Origin of the sequence: Limnomicrobium aquaticum (assembly GCF_040545545.1) — a bacterium.
GTDB classification, from domain to species: domain Bacteria; phylum Pseudomonadota; class Alphaproteobacteria; order Rhizobiales; family Rhizobiaceae; genus Ensifer_A; species Ensifer_A aquaticum.
Map to the genome: position 1 here is coordinate 1 of NZ_JBEPMB010000003.1, position 19845 is coordinate 19845.

The following is a 19845-nucleotide window of genomic DNA, read 5'->3' on the forward strand; positions in this document are numbered from 1 at the left end:
TCGACAGGCAGCACCCTGACGGTTGGCTCCGCCACAAGCGGCGGAACCCAGACGCTGCATTCCAAGAGCGATCTGACCTATACGAGCCTCAAGACAACCGGCATCACCGGGGATGCGGGCGATATCGCCCTCACCTCGGATACGGGCGCCATCGCCGTCAACGGAGCTGACACGCTGGAGGCCAATGGCGGTTTCAGCCTGACGGCCGCGACGACGATCGCCGCGTCGTCGCTCAAGGCCGATCAGGGTGCAGGGCTGATCCAAGCCGCTGGCATGATCAATATCAGTGGGGTAACAACAACAACCACACTCGGCATGACTTCGACAGGCAGCACCCTGACGGTTGGCTCCGCCACAAGCGGCGGAACCCAGACGCTGCATTCCAAGAGCGATCTGACCTATACGAGCCTCAAGACGACCGGCATCACCGGGGATGCGGGCGATATCGCCCTCACCTCGGATACGGGCGCCATCGGCGTCACGGGCGCGGACACGCTGGAAGCCAATGGCGGCTTTAATCTTGCCGCCGCAACCACGATCTCGGCTTCGTCGCTCAAGGCCGCCCAGGGCGCAGGCCTTGTGCAGGCTGCAGGTGCCGTCAACGTCGGCGTCGTGACGGCCGCGACCACACTCGGCATGACTTCGACAGGCAGGACCCTGACGGTTGGCTCCGCCACAAGCGGCGGAACCCAGACGCTGCATTCCAAGGGCGATCTGACCTATACGAGCCTCAAGACGACCGGCATCACCGGGGATACGGGCGATATCGCCCTTACCTCCGATACAGGCGCCATCGCCGTCACGGGCACCGATACGCTGGAAGCCAATGGCGGCTATAATCTTGCCGCCGCAACCACGATCTCGGCTTCGTCGCTCAAGGCCGCCCAGGGCGCAGGCCTTGTGCAGGCTGCAGGTGCCGTCAACGTCGGCGTCGTGACGGCTGCAACCACACTCGGCATGACTTCGACAGGCAGCACCCTGACGGTTGGCTCCGCCACAAGCGGCGGAACCCAGACGCTGCATTCCAAGAGCGATCTGACCTATACGAGCCTCAAGACAACCGGCATCACCGGGGATGCGGGCGATATCGCCCTCACCTCGGATACGGGCGCCATCGGCGTCACGGGCACCGATACGCTGGAAGCCAATGGCGGCTTTAATCTTGCCGCCGCAACCACGATCTCGGCTTCGTCGCTCAAGGCCGCCCAGGGCGCAGGCCTTGTGCAGGCTGCAGGTGCCGTCAACGTCGGCGTCGTGACGGCTGCATCGACGCTGGGCATGACTTCGACAGGCAGGACCCTGACGGTTGGCTCCGCCACAAGCGGCGGAACCCAGACGCTGCATTCCAAGGGCGATCTGACCTATACGAGCCTCAAGACGACCGGCATCACCGGGGATACGGGCGATATCGCCCTTACCTCCGATACAGGCGCCATCGCCGTCACCGGCGCGGACACGCTGGAGGCCAATGGCGGTTTCAGCCTGACGGCCGCGACGACGATCTCCGCGTCGACGCTCAAGGCCGACCAGGGTGCAGGGCTGATCCAAGCCGCGGGCATGATCAATATCAGTGGGGTAACAACAACAACCACACTCGGCATGACTTCGACAGGCAGCACCCTGACGGTTGGCTCCGCCACAAGCGGCGGAACCCAGACGCTGCATTCCAAGAATAATCTGACCTATACGAACCTCAAGACCACCGGCATCACCGGGGATACGGGCGATATCGCCCTTACCTCCGATACAGGCGCCATCGGCGTCACGGGCGCGGACACGCTGGAAGCCAATGGCGGCTTTAATCTTGCCGCCGCAACCACGATCTCGGCTTCGTCGCTCAAGGCCGCCCAGGGCGCAGGCCTTGTACAGGCTGCAGGTGCCGTCAACGTCGGCGTCGTGACGACTGCAACGACGCTGGGCATGACTTCGACAGGCAGCACCCTGACGGTTGGCTCCGCCACAAGCGGCGGAACCCAGACGCTGCATTCCAAGAGCGATCTGACCTATACGAGCCTCAAGACAACCGGCATCACCGGGGATGCGGGCGCTATCGCCCTCACCTCGGATACGGGCGCCATCGCCGTCACCGGCGCGGACACGCTGGAAGCGAACGACGGTTTCAGCCTGATGGCCGCAACCACGATCTCCGCTTCCTCGCTCAAGGCCGACAACGGCGCAGGCCTTGCGCGGGCAGCCGGCGCGATCAATGCGAGCGACATCACGGCCGCGACCACGCTGGGCATCACTTCGACCGGCGGCACGCTCACGGTCGGCTCCGCCACGAGTGGCGGCAATGCGACCTATATGGCGGTGGGCGACATAGGCTTTACGCTTCTGAAGTCCACAGGCGGCAACATCTCTGCAACGTCTTCTGCCGGCGCTGTCAGCGGCACGACGGTCGCCGCTTCCGGCGACACAATTCTTTCGGCTTACACCGAAAGCATAGGGTCGGACATCACCGCGACCCTCGGGAAGATCGGCATAGGCGCAACCCACGGCCGTATCGACTGGTCGAACCTATCTGCCGCTACGACCATCGTTGCCACCGCTTCAGGCAGCACCCTCACCATCGGCTCTGCCACCAGCGGCGGCAGCCAGACGCTGCATTCCAAGAACAATCTGACCTATACGAACCTCAAGACCACCGGCATCGCCGGCGATATCGCGCTGATATCCGACACAGCAGCCATTGGCGTGACTGGCACCGACACGCTGGAAGCGAACGGCGGCTTCAACCTCGCCGCTACGACCACCGTCTCGGCGTCCTCGCTCAGGGCCAACAACGGGACGGGTGTCGTTCAGGCCGCAGGCGCGATTCATGTCGCCCGCGCCACCACGGCAGGCGCGCTCCGCATGGCCTCGACGGGCGGTGCGCTGACCGTCGGTTCGGCGAACAGCGGCGGCGATGGAAACTATACGGCTTACGGAAACATCGGTTTCGGCAATATCATCTCGAGCGCCGGCAGCATCGTCGCTACGTCGCAATCCGGCGCGATCAACGGAACCGAACTTTCCGCCCCCGGCGATGTCACCCTGGATGCCGCGACCACGATTGACATCGCCAAGATCGACCCGGCCAATGTGACCATCGGGGCCGGCAGCAGCGTCTCGATTGGCCAGCTGATCGCCTCCGGGACCGTCAATCTGGCTTCCGGCTCCATCGATGTGACGACCCTGTCGCAGGACCCGAGCGCTTCCGGCAGCTTCAACGTCAATCTCGGCGGATACCGGGGGGCCATGGGCCAGTCGGCTTCGCTGCGCATCGTCACGCCAAACCTGTTGAATATCGGCTCTCTGAACGAAAACACGGCCTCGATATCCACCACCTCGGGCAATGTCGTCATCGGCAGCGGCAGGATCATGCAAAGCCTGCTTCTGACAACGGCGCAGCAGAGCATCTACATGACCGCCTTCTTCGCGTCGCCGCAGAATGGCTACGGCGTGCAGTCCTATCTGCCGACCGGCAGCTTCTATCTGCAGCAATACGGGCTGGAAACGACCACGAATTCGCTCGTCGTCCAGTTCGCCTCGGGCGCAAAGGTCCGGCAGGACATGAACGGACGCATGATCCTCGGCTTCAGTCTGGCGGGCAATGTCGGCCAGGTGATCGGCAGCGTCGGGTCTGCAAACGAAGACAGCAACGACGCATCCGCTCCAACCTGGAACCCCGACCCCAGCGTCTATGCCACATCGGGCGACGCGCCGATGAACAGTTCGGGCTATGTGCCCGCCGTGAACTGGACCGCCAAACAACCGCTGGCGATCAAGTTTTCGAGCGGCACGCCCACACTCCAATGACAAGGCGCCGCAAGATGAATGGCATCGCAGCGCCGGCAACACGCAATGAAGGACAAGTGCAATGGTAGATACCCCCATTTTCTACAAGGAAATCGTGCCGCTGGATCGTATGCATCACAAGTCGTTCAGGCTGAAGGGGGAGCCGCCCCGGTATAAATTCGCGGCGCAATCGCATGTCGTTCCAGCCATTGTCGATGAATTCGGCATGGGCGGGCGCACTCTGCCCATCGTTTTTCTGCCCGGCGCAAAGGTCCCAAGCGCCGTCTTCCTGCTCGGGATGAACCCCGGCGACAATCGGCTCATCGCCAGCGACGGACGATGGGAGGATATCTACGTTCCCGCCTATCTCCGCCGTTATCCGTTCATCATCGGTGAGGTCGAGGGTGCCGAGTCCATCGTCTGCATCGACCAGTCGAGCGAGCTGTTTGGCACGGAGACCGGCCAGCCATTGTTTGATGAGAGCGGCGAAGAGACGGCCTTGCTTCAGGACAAGATCCGCTTCATCAACGATTACCTTGTCGCGGCCCGGCGCACGGATGAGTTCGTGAAGACGATGGCGGAACTCGATCTCTTCCAGACGGTCACCATCGATGTCCAGCCCGCGGCCCAGGATCGCCGGGTGATGCACGGACTGATGATGATCGATCTTCAGAAATTCAACGCCCTTCCGGACAAGGACTTTCTCCGGCTCCGCCAAATGGGGTTCATCCCAATGGTCTATGCGCATTTGGCCAGCCTCGCCAATCTCGACCGGTTCGCGCTGCGCGCGGAGGCGGCTTGACCGCCTACCTGCCCCGGCCTACGCAACGGCTGATGTTTGTCATGGGCCTGGTCGTCCCTGGGCGCGAGGTCGGCGTTTTCTGAAAGCATCGCGCCGGGAAGGCAACTTTGCCGGGCGGCATTTCCATGGGAGCGCCGCCCGTTGGGATCAATGGTCCTTGGTGGAAGACGCTTCTGCGAGCTGCCCTGCCGTCCCGAATTCGACATCCGCGTCATGGACAGCCGGCCTGTTGTAGGGGATGTCACCAGCGGCCAGGCTTTGCAGGATGCTGGCCGCATCCGCCAGCGCTTCATCGATCAGATAGGCAGCATGGATCATGCTCGCCTCGGCATCCCGCGAGGCGAGTTTGTCGAACACCATGGCGTAATCGCCGACCGGGTCGCGCATGCGGCCTTCCTGTCCATAGACCGCGTGCAGGTTCGCCAACCAGCGCAGACCGACATCGAAGCTTGGCCACAGTCCGGCCAGCAGGAGATTTCCGCTTCCCTCCAGCAGCAGCCGGTGAAATTTGAGCATCGCGCTGATCCAGGCGGGATCATAGAGCGCGTTATGCGTCAGCTTCGACAGGGCATCGGCAAACTCCGCGCGCGTTGCCTTCGTCAGGCGGACGGCGCAAAGTGCGGCGGCGCTCGGCTCGACAACCTTACGCATCTCAAACAGGCTCTTGAGAAAGTCCTCGTCCAGCGCCGATTCGAGCTGCCAGGCGAGCACATCCGGGTCGAGCACGCGCCAATTGTCGCGCGGGGCGACCTTCGTACCCACTTTCGGGGTCGCGACAACAAGGCCCTTGGCCGCCAGGGTCCGGATCGCTTCTCGGTAGGCGTTACGTGACACCGCGCGATCCGGGGCGACCTCGTCCTCGGAGGGCAGCAGCTCGCCCGGCGGGTATTTCCCGCTGATGATCTCATTGCCCAGCATGTAGGTCAGCGAGCCATGCAGCCGCCCGCGTGGAATGAGATGGGGTGCGGTGATGGCAAGTGTCTTGCCGACCGAAACGCGCTGTTCCTGCTCCAGCATCGGCAATTGCACAATGGAGCGATAACGCGGTTCGGTCAGTAATCTGCCGATGCTGGGATTGTCCGAGCCCCGCCCATCACCCCCGCGGCGGGTTGCCACAAATTGCACGATGGTTTGCGCCGACGTCGTGACGCTGTCGACAATGCCGAGAAAGTGCAGAACACCATGTGTCAGGCCAGGCCAAAGCGACAGGGTCACATCCGCACCGATGCTGGCGAGATCGCTGTAGAAGGACAGCGTGTCATCCAGCAGCAGGTCGTACTCCACGCCGATGCAGAGTGTCGGCGGGAAGAAATCGATCTGGCGGCCGAGAATTGTGATCTGCGATCGGTCTTCCGGGCTGATATGCGGCGCGTAGAGGTTCCAGAAGAACTGCATCTGCTGTTTTGACAGACCGTAGGTTCCATCCTTGAACAGCTTGTGCGAGGAGAGATTCATGTGGGGCGAATAGGCACCGTAAATCGAAATGAATGCCGTCAGCTTTTCCCTGTCGGTCCTCGGCAGTTCGAGAATGGCCATGGCGGCGATGTTGGCACCCGCGCTGTCGCCGGCAACAAAGATCGGCATGTCCGCGTGCAGCTCGGCGGTCGTCATGATCTTCTGCACGACGCCCGCAACCTGGTTGACCGCAAAAGGATAGGGGCGTTCAGGCGCCAATCCGTATTCGATCGAAATCACGCGACTGGACGTGTTCAACGCAAGCCAGCGGCATTGATGATCATGCGTTTCGATACTGCCCATGATCCATCCACCACCATGAACGAAGACTATGACAGATTGCGCCTGCGGCGGTTCATAGATGCGCACGGCCGTATCGAGACCGTCAACGGAAACCATGGTATCCCGCGTTTCGACCTGTGCGCGCTCCTCCCGCGAAGAGATGACGCTCGTATAGTCATCGAACCATGCCCGGTAGTCGGCCGCATTCATGACCATGTCCTGCATGGATTTGCTCTGACGCTGCTCGATCCGTTCCATCGCCAGCGCGAGGTCCATGGCAATTTGACCCGGAACGGCGGTGGGATTTCTCTTGTTGATGAGAAGGCTCATGTCATTCCTCGACGGTGTCAGCGTGCTTTGAAACGCCGTTTGCGCTGCATCTGATCGAACGCTACGGCAGCGACCAGCACGAACCCTATGAAGATGTTCTGATATAGCGGGTTGACGTTGATCACGGCCAGACCGTTATTGAGAACGGCAAACATCATGACGCCGAGCGCGGTGCCGGTGATGGAGCCCGTACCACCAAACAGGCTGGTACCGCCAATGATGATTGCAGTGATCACCTGAAATGTCAGGGCGGAACCACCGGCGGCGGGTGATGCCGTGCTGGTGCGGGCGACGAACATGATGCCGGCGAGTGCCGCCGTTGCGCCCGACAGGGCGTAGAGCTTCATGTCGAGCCATTCGACTCGCACGCCGTTTGCGGAGGCTGCCTGCCTGTTGCCGCCGACAATGCGCGTTTCATAGCCGAAGACCGTGTGTTCGAGCAGGATATGGAAAATCACGCCGAATATGACGGCGTAGAAAACGAGATAGGGAATGCCGAAGAAGCGCCCCTGGCCCAGGATGTTGAACGAATCCGGAAACCCGAAAAGATTGGTGCCGCCCGTGTAGACGGTGATGGCGCCTCCGATGGCGAAAAACGTACCGAGCGTCGCGATCAGTGGGGGTACATCGTATTTGACGATCACAATGGCGTTGACGAGGCCGACAAGGGCACCGGCCAGAACGCCGAAAATGATCGCAACCGGCCAGGGCATTCCCGCCAGCATCAACGCGCCGGCGACAATGCCGCCCAACGGAAAAATCGAACCGACCGAGAAGTCGAGCCCGCCGCCCACCAGTATCATCGTCGAAGCGCAGGCCACGATGAAATAGAGGGAACCGGCGCGCAGGATTTCCATGAAATTCCCGTAGCTCAGGAAGACCGGATTGAAGGATCCGAAGATTGCGCACAGCAGGACGATGACCATCAGTAGGCCTGCCTTTTGCGCCATCCCGGAAAGTCTTGCCTTCCAGCTTGTATCCACATCCATTGAAATCTTGGCCTGCTCAATCGTGCTGCCGCTATCCATGACGATGTGCTCCCGTGATGAGCCCGATAATGTCATTGCGATCGGTCTCGGCAATCTTGCGAATGCCTGCCGTCTGGCCAAGGCGCATCACCTGTGCCCGGTCGGCGATGTCGAATACAAACCCGATATCATGGCTGATGCAGATCACAGCCGCCCCCCGGTCTCTAAGCGAGCGAATGAGGTTCGCCGCGTGCGCCGTCTCCTTGACACCCAGTGCCGCCGTCGGTTCGTCGAGAAGCACGACGCTCGCGCCTGTTCGCATCGCCCGCGCGATGGCGACAATCTGTCTTTGACCACCCGACAGCATGCCGATCGGCGTCTTGACGGACTTGACGGTGACTTTCAGATCATCGAGGAGCGCGCGCGTGTCGCGCTCGATTTTCGCCCGGTCCACAAACCAGCCGCGTTTCGGCAACTGCCCGATATACATGTTCGTTGCGACATCCAGGACCTCGACAAGCGCGAGGTCCTGAAAGACGGTTGCGACCCCTGCGTCGCGGGCATCGGCTGGCGAGTGAAAAGTCTTTTCAACGCCGCCGACCCGGATCGTCCCCCTGTCGGGCCTGTAGACGCCGCTGATGGTCTTGATCAGCGTGCTCTTTCCCGCTCCGTTGTCGCCAAGAACCGCCAGAATCTCGCCTGGGGCGACATGCAGATCGACATTTGAAAGCGCCTGAACCTGACCAAACGCCTTCGAAATGCCCTTCAACTCGAGACCAGCGGATTTCTCTGCGGAAAACGGCGCCGGGGAGGTGAGAGGAATGCTCACTTCTTCAGCTCCGCATCCAGGTTTGCCTTGGTCACAAACGTGATGCCGGTGTCGATATTCTTCTCCACCTTCTCACCCTTTGAAAGGGCCACGATGCTCTCGACACCCTTGGAGGCCATGGCGCAGAAGTTCTGACGGCTGGTGCCGTAGATCGTGCCGTCCTTCAGGCCAGCAACCACTTCCGGCGTCATGTCGTTGACCACGGCAACCACCTTGCCGATCGCGCCTTTTTCCTTGATGGCGGTCGTAATGCCTGCAACGGCGTTTCCTTCCCACGAAAGCACGACATTGGCTTCCGGATGGGCGGTCATGATGCGCGAGACGACATCCGTCGTTTGTGATGGATCGCCGGAGTCGAAACCTTCGGCCACCAGTTTCACATTAGGGAATGATTTGGCGGCCGCCTCGAAGCCATTGACGAAGACACGGTGAACACCGGTCGGCTGATTGCCGAGAATGATCACGTTCTGCTGGCCGCTTCTGGCTGCGAGGTTCTGGGCGACAACCTTCCCCTGATTGCCGTAGTCCGTTCCAACCTGAACATCCTGGGTTTTCGTTGTGTCACCGGTATTCATGGTGACAACAAACATGCCCTTGCTCTTGGCCTCTTTCATGACGGGCTCATACATCGGTCCGTCGAAGGGAACGAGAATGATGCCCTTTGCCCCGGTCGCGATATATTGCGAAAGCCGATCCAGAACGAACTGGTTGTCAACCTGAAGCCCCGTCGGTCCGGATGTTTGGCCGTTGACCCCGAGCTTTGCCGAGGTTTCCTTGAAGCACTTGTCCGCCTCCACGAAGACCGGGTAGGCGGGCAAGGGATTGGCAAATCCAATGGTGATCGGGCCTTCGGCGTGGGCTGCAGATGCGATGAAGCCGGCCATTGCGGCCGCAAAAAGTGACGATGACAATTTCATAATCTTGCTCCTCCTCAAGAACGAGAAAATCTAACCACATTAAAAACTGGTCGTCAATTAATAAGTACTATTATATCTTCATCTAGACCGACAAACTCTCAAAAATTGACCTATTTCGCCTTGACAAAGTGCGCCTTAAGGGAAAGTCTCTTAATTAGTAGTACTAATTAGGTGAATACGTCGCAACATGGAACGCATTGAGGCCCCGCAGGGCGCGTACGCGTCGCTCGGGCACCTTCGATCGCGGCTCGGAGTTCGTCGACTGGCCTCACCTGCAGGCGGAGCTTGGCGCTCGCATGTGGTTCTGCGACCCGCAATCGCCCTGGCAGAAGGGCAGCACAGAAAATGCGAACAAGGGGCTCAGGCGTTTTATCTGCCGCGACACCGATCCCGAGACCTTTACGCAAAACGACCTGCGCATCCTCTGCGCAGGTCTGAACGCAACTCCGAGAAAGTGCCTCGGCTTTCGAACACCAGCCGAGATCTTTCGAGCCAATGTCATCGGACATGGTTGCAGAACCGAGAAACCGTCACGCCGACCAAGGTCGCACTTGGGCTGACGCGTCCAGCGCTGGACAAACAATCGGCTGTCAACAAAGATGCCTCAAACAAAACGCGGGAGGAGCCCGCTTGGGAATTTGGGAGGCTTGAGTTTGAGCAGGTTTATTCAGAAGCGGACGGCGCTTGGCGTCGTCATCGGAAGTCGCGCATTCTTCAACGGTGCGCCATGCCGGGCGGCACGCGAGGAGGTGCTGGCGCAACTGGCGTCCCTCGGCGTGGATGCCCACATTCTGCCGTTCGAGGCGACGGTCAACGGTGCGGTCCAGACGATTGCCGACGCTGACAAATATGCCTCCTTCTTCCGTTCGAAACGCGAGGAGATCGACGGACTTGTGATCTGTCTTCCCAATTTCGGCGACGAGATTGCGGTTGCAGAACTGGTCAATCGGGCAGGTCTCAACGTCCCGATCCTGATGCAGGCGTCGAACGACGAGGTTGACAAGGTCTCGGTCCACGAGCGGCGCGACGCGTTCTGCGGCAAGCTTTCCGTCTCCAACAACTTCTATCAGTATGGCGTGCCCTTCACGGAAACCACCTCCCACACCTGCGATATCGCAGGCGCAGAATTCCGCAGCGATCTGGATCGTTTCGCCCGTGTCTGTCGCACCGTTCGGGGACTGAAGGGCGCAAGGCTCGGCGCCATCGGCGCGCGCACCGGCGCCTTCCAGACGATGCGCTATTCCGAAAAGCTGCTGCAGGCGTCCGGCATCACGGTGGTGACGGTGGATCTGTCCGAAATGATGGGTGCGGCAGCCCGCATCGCGGACAATGACCCGGCGCTGGTCGAAAAGCTCGACCGCATCCGCGCCTACGGTACCATTCCTGCGCATATCAAAGAGGAGCAGATCGTCCGTCAGGCAAAGTGGACGCTCGCGGTCAATGCCTGGATCGAGGAGAACGGCTGTGATGCCTCCGCCATCCAGTGCTGGCGCTCGCTGCAGGACAATTTCGGCTGCGCCACCTGCCTGACCATGTCGATGATGGGTGAGGAACTCATGCCGTCCGCCTGCGAGGTGGATATCATGGGCGCTCTTTCGATGTATGCGCTGTCGCTTGCGTCCGGCGCGCCGTCGGCCATTCTAGACTGGAACAACAACTACGCCTATGAAGCCGACAAATGCGTCTGCACCCATTGCGGCAACTATCCCAAGAGCTTTTTCGGCGCGACCCCCGAAATCGGGGAACTCGACGTTCTGGGCGAAACGATCGGCCGGGAGAAGTGCTTCGGCGCCGTCAAGGGCAAGGTCCGGGCCGGTGACATGACCTATTTCCGTCTCTCGACCGACGACCGCGCCGGCATGGTCAAGTGCTATCTCGGAGAAGGCGAGTTTACCGACGACCCCTTCCCGATGGACGGCGGCATCGCGGTCACGAAGGTTCCCAATCTCCGCGACCTCATGCGCTTCGTATCCTATAACGGTTTCGAGCATCATGTCGCGATGGTGCGCGGGCATCATGCCAACGTCGTCAAGGAAGCGGTCTATCGATATCTCAAGTGGCCGATTTATCATCACAATGCCCGGCCGGAAGCATCGCTTGCCTTCCCGCCGAGGTTTTGAGACTGGGCGCACGGAGCAATTGAAGATAGCGTTCTGACGCCAGAGAAACTCGCATCACGTACCGGCGGCGGCGGCGGTGCGGATCGCCTCGATATTGGATCGCCAGTCCGCTTCGCCGGATCCTTTGAAGACGGCCGAGCCGGCGACAAGAACATTGGCGCCGGCCGCCGCAACCAGCGGCGCGGTCTCCGGCGTCACGCCGCCATCCACCTCGATGTCGATCGGCCGGTCGCCGATCATCGCCCTCACCCGTCTGATCTTCTCAACGACGGCGGGAATGAAGGCCTGGCCGCCGAAGCCGGGATTGACCGTCATCAGGAGGATCAGATCGAGACGGTCAAGCACGTATTCGATGACGCTTTCCGGCGTTGAAGGATTGAGCGAGACGCCTGCCTTCTTGCCCAGCTGCCTGATTCTTTGCAGCGATCGGTCGAGATGCGGGCCGGCCTCGGCGTGAACCGTGATGATATCGCAGCCCGCATCCGCGAAGGCCTCCAGATAGGGATCGGCCGGCGCGATCATCAGGTGGCAGTCGAAGACCTTGTCGGTCCGCGGTCTGAGCGCCTTGATGACGGGCGGGCCGAAGGTGATGTTCGGCACGAAATGGCCGTCCATCACGTCGAGATGAATCCAGTCCGCACCGGCCCGCACGACACCCTCCATGTCGTCCCCGAGACGGGAGAAATCGGCAGACAGCATGGAGGGTGCAATGATCGGGGTCATGGGAGGACCTTTCGCTCTCGGTTCCAGTTACGCGGCGATCTTCAGGCGCGAGCGCCAGCCGGGATAGAGCTGGTCCGCATCATGCGGGAAGCTCTCGAAGGCGCGGGCGAATTCCTGGTGGTCGCGGGCGAAATCCACCGGATCGGCACCGGCGCGCCAGCACTGCTCGGCCTGCCGTAGCGACGTCGCTCCGGCCACACCGCCGTCGATATGGCCGAAGGCCCCGCCGCCGGCCGTCATGATGATGTTGGAATGACCCAGATTGGCGAAGAAGCCGGGCATTCTCAGCGCATTCATGCCGCCCGACACGATCGGCGTCGTCGGGTTCATGCCCAGCCATTCCTGATGGTAGAACGGCCCCTGAGCGGCATCCTCGGTGATCATGTAGGCGATCTCGCGATCGGATGCCTCGCCTTCCATCTTGCCGAAGCCCATCGTGCCGACATGAATGCCGGATGCACCCTGCAGTCGGGACATCTTGGCGAGCACATGGGATGTGTAACCGCGCTTCGACTGCGGCGAGGTCACAGCCCCGTGGCCGGCGCGGTGATAATGCAGGTATTGCCGGGGGAAGTTGCGCCGCGCGGTGGTGATCGCCGCCGGCCCGGCGACATAGCCGTCGACGAGGAAGGCGACATGGTCGGCATCGGGCCCGAAGGTTTCGAGGATATATTCGCCGCGCGCCAGCATCTCATAGTGATCGTCGGCGGTGATGTTGAAGGAGAAGAGCTTGGCCTGGCCGGTCTTGTCCTGCGCGCGCACCATGGCATCGCGCACCTCGCGCACCGTTTCCTTGAATGGCGCAAACACCTGGTTGCCTTGCGGCTCGTCGTTCTTGATGAAATCGCCTCCCAGCCAGAAATCATAGCAGGCCGCCGCAAAAGGTGCGGGCCTCAAACCCAGCTTCGGCTTGATGATGGTGCCGACGATGAAACCACCATCGACGACCGGCCGGCCTAACACACGCCACAAGTCCTTGATCGTCGTCGTCGGTCCGTCGAACTGGCGCAGGAAATTCGGCGGCACGTAGAAATCGTGCATCTTGCCGTATTCGACATCGCCCATGCCCTGGTTGTTGCCGATGGTCAGCGTCAGGAAGGAGGCGATCATGGCCCGCCCGTCGGTGATGTTGCGGTCGAACAGATCGACCGGATAGGCGATCTTGGTGATCTCTCGCGCCTCATCGATCTCGTAGACGATGGCGTCGACGCCGCGGGTGAAATTGTCGGTGGTCGAGACCTCGACATTGGTGCCGGTGGAGGATTCGGCGGCGAAATGGGCAGCCGTTTCCAGATAGCCGTAACCGGCCTTCGGCTTCATGATATAGGCGCAAAGGACATGCTTGCCGCCCCTGATCAGGTCCTCTTCCTTGAGCGAAAGATTGGCGTAGCGGTTGGACTGGTCCATGATCTACTCTCCTTGGTTGGCTTGCCGCGATCAGGCTGCCTTGTGGGTTTCTGCTTGGGGGTCAAGCGCGCCGGACTGGTAGCGGCGCGCCATGTCGCTCATGGCGATCGGCTTGATGCGGCTGGCATTGCCGGCCGTGCCGAAGGCTTCGAACCGTGCGGCGCAGACCTGGCGCATCGCGTCCATCGCAGGCTTCAGGAACTTGCGGGGATCGAATTCGGATCGCGCCGATGTCGCGACGCGGCGCATGGCGGCCGTTGCGGCGAGGCGGAGGTCCGTGTCGATATTGACCTTGCGCACGCCGGAGCGGATGCCGCGCACGATATCCTCCACCGGCACGCCATAGGTCTCGCGCATCTCGCCGCCGTTCTCGTTGAAAATCGCCTGCCATTCCTCCGGCACCGAGGACGAGCCATGCATGACGATATGCGTGTTCGGCAGCCGCGCATGGATCTTCTCGATGACATCCATCGCCAGAACCTCTCCGGTCGGCTTGCGGGTGAACTTGTAGGCCCCGTGCGAGGTGCCGATGGCGACTGCCAGCGCATCGACGCCGGTCTCTGCCACGAAACGGGCGGCCTCTTCCGGATCGGTCAGAAGCATGGAACGGTCGAGCGCGCCCTCGAATCCATGCCCGTCCTCGGCCTCGCCATGGCCGGTCTCGAGCGAACCGAGGCAGCCGAGTTCACCCTCGACGGAGGCCCCGACCATGTGAGCGAGGCGGGTGACCTCGCGGGTGATGGCAACGTTATAGGCGTAGTCGGCGGGGGTCTTGGCGTCCTCCTTCAGCGAGCCGTCCATCATCACGGAGGTGAAGCCGCTCTGGATGGCCGAAAGGCATGTGGCGACATTGTTGCCGTGGTCCTGATGGATGCAGAGCGGGATATCGGGATAGATCGCTTCCAGCGCCTCCATCATCTTGGCCAGCATGATGTCATTGGCATAGGCGCGTGCGCCGCGCGACACCTGGACAATCACCGGTGCGTCGCAGGCTTTGGCGGCCTCCATGATGGCCAGCGCCTGTTCCATGTTGTTGATGTTGAAGGCGGGGACGCCGTAGCCCCTCTCCGCCGCGTGGTCGAGAAGCTGTCTGAGAGTGATGCGCGCCATGGTCAAGCTACCCTTGTGCTGGTGGAATTGCGGGTGAGGATTTCAATGCCGGGCAGCGCCTTTCCCTCGATCCATTCGAGGAATGCGCCGCCGGCGGTGGAGACATAGGAGAAGCCTTCCGTGACGCCTGCACCGTTCAGCGCCGCGACCGTGTCGCCGCCGCCGGCAATGGAGACCAGCCGCCCGGCCATCGAGCGTTCCGCCGCTGCGCGGGCCACGGCAAAGGTTGCCGCCCCGAAAGGTTCGAGTTCAAACGCCCCGAGCGGACCGTTCCAGAGCAATGTCCTTGCCCGGCTGATGGCGGCGATGATGCGGGCCGTCGTCTCCGGCCCGACATCAAGCGCCATCCTGTCGTTCGGAATGGCATCGGCAGGGACGACGCAATTGTCCGCATGAGCGGCAAATGCTGCCGCGACAACGACATCGCTCGGCAGGATGATTTCGCAGCCCCTCGCCGCCGCCCGCGCCATGATATCCCGCGCGACCTTCGCAGCATCCGGTTCGTAGAGCGAGCTGCCCATGGGATGGCCGAGCGCGGCCAGAAACGTGTTCGCCATGCCCCCGCCGATGATGAGCGTGTCCACCTTGGACGTAAGATTGGTCAGCACATCGATCTTGGTGGAGACCTTGGAGCCGCCGACAAGGGCTGCGACCGGCCGTTCCGGGCTCTCAAGCGCGCCCTTCAGCGCCTCGACCTCTGCCATCAATGACGGCCCGGCATAGGCCGGCATCAGTCCGGCAATGGCCTGCGTCGAGGCATGCGCCCGGTGGGCACAGGAAAACGCGTCGTTGACATAGAGATCGCCATGGACGGAGAGCCGCAGCGCGAAATTGCGGTCGTTGGCGATTTCGCCGGGATAGAAGCGCAGGTTTTCGAGCAGCACGACCTCGCCCTCAGCCAGATGGCCGGTGTTCCATTCGGCGAGTTGCCCCACGCAATCCGGTACAAAGCGCACCTCCTGGCCGAGTTCCTCGGAAAGCACGCCGGCCAATGGCTGTGTCGAATAGACCGGGTTCTTCTCGCCCTCCGGCCGCCCGAGATGGGTGAGAATGACGACGCTTGCACCGCGATCGGTCAGTGCCCGGACGGTCGGCGCGAAACGGGCGATGCGCGTGCGGTCCGTCACCCGGCCTCCGGCCATCGGGACATTGAGGTCGGCGCGAATGATCACGCGCTGGCCGGAAACATCGACGTTGCGAATATCGGGAAGTGGACGCATCAGATGTACCTCCCCATGGCAATCGACGTGTCGAGCATGCGGTTGGAGAAGCCCCATTCGTTGTCGTACCAGGTGAGGATACGGACGAAGTTGCCTTCCATGACCTTCGTCTGGTCGAGCGCGAAGATCGACGAATGCGGGTCGTGGTTGAAGTCGCGCGAAACGAGCGGCTCGTCGGTATAGCCGAGGATGCCCTTGAGCGGACCGCTGGTGGCGGCAGCCTTGATCGCTTCGTTGATTTCCGCAACGGTCGTGGCGCGCTTGGCAACGAACTTGAAGTCGACAACCGAGACGTTCGGGGTCGGCACGCGGATGGACGAACCGTCGAGCTTGCCCTTGAGTTCCGGCATGACGAGGCCGACGGCCTTGGCGGCACCGGTCGAAGTCGGGATCATGGAGAGAGCGGCAGCGCGGGCGCGATACAGATCCTTGTGCATCTGGTCGAGCGACGGCTGGTCGTTGGTGTAGGAGTGGATCGTGGTCATGAAGCCATGATCGACGCCGATCAGGTCATGCAGAACCTTGACGACCGGCACGAGGCAGTTGGTCGTGCAGGATGCGTTGGAGATGACCATGTGGTCCTTGGTCAGCTTGTCGTGGTTGACGCCGTAAACGACCGTGAGGTCAGCGCCGTCGGCGGGGGCCGAGACGACGACGCGCTTGGCGCCGACCGTCAGATGGGCTGCGGCCTTGTCGCGGGCGGTGAAGATGCCAGTGCATTCGAGCGCGATGTCGACGCCCATTTCGCCATGGGGAAGCGTTGCCGGGTCCTTGATCGCGGTCACCTTGATCGGCTTGCCGCCGTTGATGATCAGCGTGTCGCCCGAAACTTCGACCTTGGCCGGGAAACGGCCGTGGATCGAGTCGTAGCGCAGCAGGTGCGCGTTGGTCTCGACCGGGCCGAGGTCGTTGATGGCAACGACTTCGATGTCGGTGCGGCCGGATTCGATGATGGCGCGAAGGACGTTACGGCCGATGCGGCCAAAACCGTTGATGGCAATTCGAATAGCCATGGTGTTCATTTCCTCCCCAGAAGACGGCGCGCCTCATCCGCCACATGCTGCGCGGTGATGCCGAAATGTGCGTAGAGCTGCGCTGCCGGACCCGACGCGCCGAAGCCGGGCATGCCGATGAACGAGCCGGTTTCGCCGATATAGCGGTCCCAGCCCAAGCGGCCGGCCGCTTCGACGGCGATGCGGGGGGCGCCCCCCAGCACCGCGTGCCGATAGGTCGGGTCTTGGGCCTCGAACTTCTCCCAGGACGGCATGGACACGACGACGGCCCTGATGCCTGCGTCTTCCAGCTTGCGCGCCGCCTCGCGCACGATCTCGACCTCCGATCCGGTGGCGATCAGCGTGATATCGCGCTCACCCTCCGGCGCATGGAGAAGGTAGGCGCCCCGCGCCGACAGGTTCTCGCGGCTCGAGGCTTCGCGCAGCATCGGCAGGTCCTGCCGCGACAGCGCCAGCACGCTCGGACGTTCTTCGTCCTGAAGCGCCAGCTCCCAGCACTCCGCCGTCTCGATGATATCGGCGGGGCGGAAAACGTTGAGGTTGGGCGTGGCCCTCAGCATCGCCAGATGCTCGACCGGCTGATGCGTCGGCCCGTCCTCGCCAAGGCCGATGGAATCGTGGGTCAGCACATAGATGACGCACTGTTTCATAAGCGCCGAAAGGCGAATGCCGCCACGCGCATAGTCGGAGAAAACGAGGAATGTGCCGCCATAGGGAATGAAGCCGCCATGCAGCGCCAGCCCGTTCATGGCGGCCGCCATGAGGTGCTCGCGGATACCGTAATGGATGTAGCGGCCCGAGAAGTCGCCGGGGCGGATGGAGGCTGTCGTCGCCGTCTGCGTCAGGTTCGAGCCCGTCAGGTCTGCCGATCCGCCGACCGTATTGCCGACCACCCGATTGATGACATCGAGCGCCATCTGAGAGGCCTTGCGTGTCGCAACCTTCGTCTTCTTGTCGAAGTGCTCGGTGCGGAAATCCGAAAGTGCCGAGGCAAGGGATGCCGGCAGGCTTCTGTCTATCGCCGTATCGAATTCGGTGGCAACGCCGCTGGCGGCCTTGCGGACCCGCCAGTTCAGATGCGCCTGACGACCGCGCTCCGCCACATTCGCCCAGGCGGCGCGGATGGAAGCGGGCACGACAAACGGCTCGTGCGCCCAGCCGAGATGCTTGCGGGCGGCGGCGATCTCGTCGGCACCGAGCGGTGCGCCATGGACATTGTGTGTCCCCTGCTTGTTAGGCGCGCCGAAGCCGATGACGGTCTTGCAGGCAATCAGAGAGGGCTTCTTCGATTTCCGGGCGCTGTCGATCGCCGCGCCAATCGCCTCCGGGTCATGCCCATCAACCGCCTGCACATGCCAGCCGGCGGCGGTGAAACGGGCCTTCTGGTCCATCGAGGTCGAGAGCGATGTCGCCCCGTCGATGGAGATGGAATTGTCGTCCCACAGAACGATCAGCTTCCCGAGACCCAGATGGCCCGCGAGATCGATCGCCTCATGGCTGATGCCTTCCTGCAGGCATCCGTCGCCGGCGATCACATAGGTATGGTGATCGACGAGGTCGCCGAAGCGCGCGGCGAGCATCTCTTCGGCAATCGCCATGCCGACCGCCGTCGCGATCCCCTGGCCGAGCGGCCCGGTCGTCGTCTCGATGCCGAGCGCATGGCCATATTCCGGATGGCCTGCCGTGGCGGAACCCAGCTGGCGGAAATTCCTGATCGCCTCGATATCCATGTCGGCATAGCCGAGGAGATGGTGGATCGCATATTGCAGCATCGAGCCATGGCCTGCCGACAGTACGAAGCGGTCGCGGTCGGGCCAGTCGGGGCTTGAGGGATCGATCTTGATGAAGCGGTTGAAGAGGACGGCAGCGACATCGGCCATGCCCATGGGCATGCCCGGATGGCCGGAATTGGCCTTCTGCACCGCATCCATCGAGAGGAAGCGCAGGGCATTCGCCATGTCTCTTTCGGTGGCGGTCATCTCGTCCGCCTTGATCTGAATATTCATCGGGTCTCTCCTCATGATGCCCGGCGCTTCTCGTCGAGAAGCTTGTGGATGAGCGGCGTGAAAATGAGCTGCATGGCCAGGTCCAGCTTCTCGCCGGACACGACGATGGAATTGGCGCGCGACATGAAGCTGCCCGGCAGCATCGACAGGAGATAGGGGAAGTCGATGCCGCGGGGATTGGCGAAGCGGATGACGAGCATCGATTCCGCCGGTGTCGGGATCCAGCGCGCGATGAAGGGGTTCGACGTGTCCACCGTCGGTACGCGCTGGAAATTGATGTTGGTGTGCGAGAATTGCGGGCAGATGTAGTTCATGTAGTCCGGCATGCGGCGCAGGATCGTTTCGCCGACATCTTCCGTCGTATAGCCGCGCGTCGCCTTGTCGCGATGGATCTTCTGGATCCATTCGAGATTGATGACCGGCACGACGCCGATCTTCAGATCGACATGGCGCGGCAGGTTGACCTTGTCGGTGACGGCGCAGCCATGCAGGCCCTCGTAGAAGAGGAGATCGCTCGCCGGCAGGTCTTCCCAGTCGGTGAAGGTGCCAGCGGGAACGCCGTAGCGTGCCGACTCGCGGTCGTCGTGGACATAGTGGCGCGTCTTCCCCTTGCCGCGGCGGCCATATTCCTCGAACACGGATTCGAGGATTTCGAGTTCGTTGGCGTCCGGCCCGAAATGCGAGTAGTGGCGGTTGCCGCGCGCATCCTCCTCGGCGATCTTCGCCTTCATCGCAGCCCGATCGTATTTGTGAAACGCATCGCCCTCGATGAAGGCAGCCGAAATCTTCTCGCGGCTGAAGATCTTGTCGAACGTGTCGCGAACCGTGGTCGTGCCGGCCCCCGACGAGCCGGTGATGACGATGATGGGAAATTTCTTGGACATGG

At 61.9% G+C, this 19845-nt stretch carries 15 protein-coding genes; 4 read left to right on the forward strand and 11 right to left on the reverse strand.

What is annotated here, in order from left to right; all coding sequences use genetic code 11:
• Positions 1-3798 (forward strand): beta strand repeat-containing protein (locus ABID16_RS11730; RefSeq protein WP_354556533.1); only part of this gene is annotated, 3798 nt, incomplete at its 5' end.
• 61 nt (positions 3799-3859) lie between these two features.
• Positions 3860-4579: a SapC family protein gene (locus tag ABID16_RS11735; RefSeq protein ID WP_354556534.1), complete on the forward strand. Its 720-nt coding sequence runs from the start codon at positions 3860-3862 to the stop codon at positions 4577-4579.
• Positions 4580-4726: 147 nt separating this feature from the next.
• Here ABID16_RS11735 and ABID16_RS11740 read toward each other — a convergent pair whose 3' ends face one another.
• From ABID16_RS11740 to ABID16_RS11755, 4 genes are read right to left on the reverse strand one after another with little or no spacing between them, the layout of a single operon-like run.
• The gene (locus ABID16_RS11740; RefSeq protein WP_354556535.1) at positions 4727-6646 is read right to left on the reverse strand and encodes an alpha/beta hydrolase fold domain-containing protein; all 1920 of its coding nucleotides are present in this window, start codon (positions 6644-6646) and stop codon (positions 4727-4729) included.
• A 17-nt stretch (positions 6647-6663) separates the two neighbouring features.
• Positions 6664-7674 (reverse strand): ABC transporter permease, encoded by a 1011-nt coding sequence (locus ABID16_RS11745; protein WP_354556536.1) that lies wholly within the window; start codon positions 7672-7674, stop codon positions 6664-6666.
• Positions 7667-8443 carry an ATP-binding cassette domain-containing protein gene (locus tag ABID16_RS11750; RefSeq protein WP_354556537.1) on the reverse strand — a complete coding sequence of 259 codons (777 nt, stop codon included), beginning with the start codon at positions 8441-8443 and terminating at the stop codon, positions 7667-7669. Before ABID16_RS11750 ends, ABID16_RS11745 begins: the two co-directional genes overlap by 8 nt.
• Entirely contained in the window at positions 8440-9360 is a 921-nt protein-coding gene (locus ABID16_RS11755; RefSeq protein WP_354556538.1) for a sugar ABC transporter substrate-binding protein, read from the reverse strand. The genes ABID16_RS11750 and ABID16_RS11755 overlap by 4 nt, the downstream gene beginning before the upstream one ends.
• Before the next feature lie 197 nt (positions 9361-9557).
• Here ABID16_RS11755 and ABID16_RS11760 point away from each other — a divergent pair, with 197 nt between their 5' ends.
• Together ABID16_RS11760 and ABID16_RS11765 are read left to right on the forward strand one after the other, a co-directional pair.
• Positions 9558-9920 (forward strand): IS30 family transposase, encoded by a 363-nt coding sequence (locus ABID16_RS11760; RefSeq protein ID WP_354556539.1) that lies wholly within the window; start codon positions 9558-9560, stop codon positions 9918-9920.
• 93 nt (positions 9921-10013) lie between these two features.
• Positions 10014-11480, forward strand: coding sequence for an L-fucose/L-arabinose isomerase family protein (locus ABID16_RS11765; RefSeq protein WP_354556540.1), 1467 nt, complete (start codon positions 10014-10016; stop codon positions 11478-11480).
• A 54-nt stretch (positions 11481-11534) separates the two neighbouring features.
• Here the strand turns inward: ABID16_RS11765 and rpe are convergent, their stop codons facing one another.
• From rpe to ABID16_RS11800, 7 genes are read right to left on the reverse strand one after another with little or no spacing between them, the layout of a single operon-like run.
• Positions 11535-12203 carry a ribulose-phosphate 3-epimerase gene (gene rpe / locus ABID16_RS11770; protein WP_354556541.1) on the reverse strand — a complete coding sequence of 223 codons (669 nt, stop codon included), beginning with the start codon at positions 12201-12203 and terminating at the stop codon, positions 11535-11537.
• Between the two features lie 27 nt (positions 12204-12230).
• Positions 12231-13610: a ribulose-bisphosphate carboxylase gene (locus ABID16_RS11775; protein ID WP_354556542.1), complete on the reverse strand. Its 1380-nt coding sequence runs from the start codon at positions 13608-13610 to the stop codon at positions 12231-12233.
• Between the two features lie 30 nt (positions 13611-13640).
• Complete coding sequence (gene fba / locus ABID16_RS11780; protein ID WP_354556543.1) at positions 13641-14720, reverse strand: class II fructose-bisphosphate aldolase; 1080 nt, start codon at positions 14718-14720, stop codon at positions 13641-13643.
• Positions 14721-14722: 2 nt separating this feature from the next.
• Positions 14723-15940: a phosphoglycerate kinase gene (locus ABID16_RS11785; RefSeq protein ID WP_354556544.1), complete on the reverse strand. Its 1218-nt coding sequence runs from the start codon at positions 15938-15940 to the stop codon at positions 14723-14725.
• Positions 15940-16953, reverse strand: a complete 1014-nt coding sequence (gene gap / locus ABID16_RS11790; protein ID WP_354556545.1) for a type I glyceraldehyde-3-phosphate dehydrogenase — start codon at positions 16951-16953, stop codon at positions 15940-15942. The genes ABID16_RS11785 and gap overlap by 1 nt, the downstream gene beginning before the upstream one ends.
• 5 nt (positions 16954-16958) lie before the next feature.
• Positions 16959-18959, reverse strand: a complete 2001-nt coding sequence (gene tkt / locus ABID16_RS11795) for a transketolase (RefSeq protein ID WP_354556546.1) — start codon at positions 18957-18959, stop codon at positions 16959-16961.
• Positions 18960-18970: 11 nt separating this feature from the next.
• Positions 18971-19843: a phosphoribulokinase gene (locus ABID16_RS11800; RefSeq protein ID WP_354556547.1), complete on the reverse strand. Its 873-nt coding sequence runs from the start codon at positions 19841-19843 to the stop codon at positions 18971-18973.
• Between the last annotated feature and the right edge of the window lie 2 nt (positions 19844-19845).

Bases quoted from the DNA above. Each gene is read 5' to 3' on its own strand.
- ABID16_RS11735 (WP_354556534.1), top strand. From the start codon at position 3,860: ATGGTAGATACCCCCATTTTCTACAAGGAAATCGTGCCGCTGGATCGT.
- ABID16_RS11740 (WP_354556535.1), bottom strand. From the start codon at position 6,646: ATGAGCCTTCTCATCAACAAGAGAAATCCCACCGCCGTTCCGGGTCAA.
- ABID16_RS11745 (WP_354556536.1), bottom strand. From the start codon at position 7,674: ATGGATAGCGGCAGCACGATTGAGCAGGCCAAGATTTCAATGGATGTG.
- ABID16_RS11755 (WP_354556538.1), bottom strand. From the start codon at position 9,360: ATGAAATTGTCATCGTCACTTTTTGCGGCCGCAATGGCCGGCTTCATC.
- rpe (WP_354556541.1), bottom strand. From the start codon at position 12,203: ATGACCCCGATCATTGCACCCTCCATGCTGTCTGCCGATTTCTCCCGT.
- ABID16_RS11775 (WP_354556542.1), bottom strand. From the start codon at position 13,610: ATGGACCAGTCCAACCGCTACGCCAATCTTTCGCTCAAGGAAGAGGAC.
- fba (WP_354556543.1), bottom strand. From the start codon at position 14,720: ATGGCGCGCATCACTCTCAGACAGCTTCTCGACCACGCGGCGGAGAGG.
- ABID16_RS11785 (WP_354556544.1), bottom strand. From the start codon at position 15,940: ATGCGTCCACTTCCCGATATTCGCAACGTCGATGTTTCCGGCCAGCGC.
- gap (WP_354556545.1), bottom strand. From the start codon at position 16,953: ATGGCTATTCGAATTGCCATCAACGGTTTTGGCCGCATCGGCCGTAAC.
- tkt (WP_354556546.1), bottom strand. From the start codon at position 18,959: ATGAATATTCAGATCAAGGCGGACGAGATGACCGCCACCGAAAGAGAC.
- ABID16_RS11800 (WP_354556547.1), bottom strand. From the start codon at position 19,843: ATGTCCAAGAAATTTCCCATCATCGTCATCACCGGCTCGTCGGGGGCC.